At 45.0% G+C, this 1,523-nt stretch carries 3 protein-coding genes and 1 pseudogene; all 4 read left to right on the top strand.

Translation table 11 applies throughout. The annotated features are described in order from the left end of the window. Positions 1 to 409 (top strand): annotated as a pseudogene (locus ACWF79_RS34815) (hypothetical protein); the annotation flags it as partial. Positions 410 to 424: 15 nt separating this feature from the next. After that, on the top strand, positions 425 to 772 hold the full coding sequence (locus ACWF79_RS34810) for a head-tail connector protein (protein WP_017696302.1): 348 nt from the start codon (positions 425 to 427) through the stop codon (positions 770 to 772). Continuing rightward, entirely contained in the window at positions 705 to 1,064 is a 360-nt protein-coding gene (locus ACWF79_RS34805) for a phage head closure protein (RefSeq protein WP_026113677.1), read from the top strand. The genes ACWF79_RS34810 and ACWF79_RS34805 overlap by 68 nt, the downstream gene beginning before the upstream one ends. After that, positions 1,057 to 1,440 (top strand): HK97-gp10 family putative phage morphogenesis protein, encoded by a 384-nt coding sequence (locus tag ACWF79_RS34800; RefSeq protein ID WP_017696304.1) that lies wholly within the window; start codon positions 1,057 to 1,059, stop codon positions 1,438 to 1,440. Before ACWF79_RS34805 ends, ACWF79_RS34800 begins: the two co-directional genes overlap by 8 nt. Positions 1,441 to 1,523 lie beyond the last annotated feature (83 nt).

Below are 1,523 nucleotides of genomic sequence, written 5' to 3'. Positions count from 1 at the left end.
ATTAAAAGGTGACCCGGGCCCGCAAGGACCACAAGGGGAAACCGGACCACAGGGCCCTCAAGGTGAAAAAGGCGAAACTGGTCCTCAAGGTCCGAAAGGCGAAACTGGTCCTCAAGGTCCGAAAGGCGATAAGGGAGACACAGGAGAACAAGGGCCTCAAGGGGAAGCAGGGCCACAGGGGCCGAAGGGAGAAAAGGGCGATCCAGCTGTAATTGCAGACGGCTCTATTACTCACGAAATGCTGCTGGAAAAGTCGGTTCGTAGCAAAAATATTGGCACAGGAAGCGTCATGATGGATCATTTGAATGCAGAGGTGAAGGCAGTATTTGACCAGCTGCAGAAGCAAATTGATGAGCTGAAAAATGAGGTGCAGACACTAAAAGGAACAGATGAAGCGCCACAAGAATAAGGCGGTGTATCCTAAATGGATTTAGAGGCTATTAAAAACTATTTAAAGGTCGAGCATGAAGAAGATGATCGCCAGCTCTTGAGACAAATAGCTGCGGCCAAAAGCTATATCATAAATGGAATAGGCAGGTATATAGAAGGGCACCCGCAATTTGAGCTGGTACTTCAAATGCTTGTTGAACATTGGTATGAAAACAAAGGGATATATGAGTCCGGGGGCACCGGCTCGTCTATCCCTTTTACTGCTGAAAATATATTGACGCAGCTGCGTTATATATCTGTGGAGGAACAAGAAGATGAGAAAAAAGATCAGCAAACTCCGGCATCGCCTGACCTTTCAAAAGAAAACCAAGATACAGGATGAAGAATTAAATTGGATTGATTCGTATGAGGACTTATTTACAGTGTGGGGAGCTGTTGAAGGGTCTGGTTCTCTCGGAAACAATGAAACTATGATTGCCGGCGCTTTGGGGGTTAAGTCGCCAAAAAAAATCACGGTGCGTTACCGGAAGGGTATAAAACAGGATATGCGAATTGTTGAACGTTTCCCTAAAAATAAGACAGAACGGGTCTTCGATATTTTGGATACCAACGATCCGGATGATCTACAAGAAGAGCTCGAGATTATTTGTCAGGAGGTGGGGATCAATGGCTGATATGAGTTTTGACGGTATAGATGATTTAACGCAGTATTTTGAAAAAATCGGTGGAGACGTTGAAAAGGTTGAACCTGTAGCATTGAAGGCTGGCGGTGAAATTATCGCTGAAAGGCAGCGCGGCCACGTTAACCGAAGTGATAAACAACAGCCTCATATGCAGGACAATATCACAGTCTCAAATGTAAGAGAATCCAAGGACGGAGAGAAATTTGTTGCTGTTGGTCCGAATAAAAAAGTAGCGTTCCGAGGGAAATTCTTAGAATGGGGTACTTCAAAAATGCCGCCGTATCCGTTCATTGAAAAAGGTGGACAAGAAGGGGAGGGGCCTGCTGTGGATTTAATGGAGCGAATACTTACAGCGCCGATCAAATGACGATGGACCCAGTTAGTGAATTGGTCAAAACTCTTACATCCAGTTCTATATTGGATGAATTAGTAACGGGCGGAATTCATAAC

This window comes from Streptomyces sp. NPDC054975 (assembly GCF_053609105.1).
Note: the sequence above shows the minus strand (reverse complement) of the source record. Positions and strands in the feature narration are given on the sequence as shown.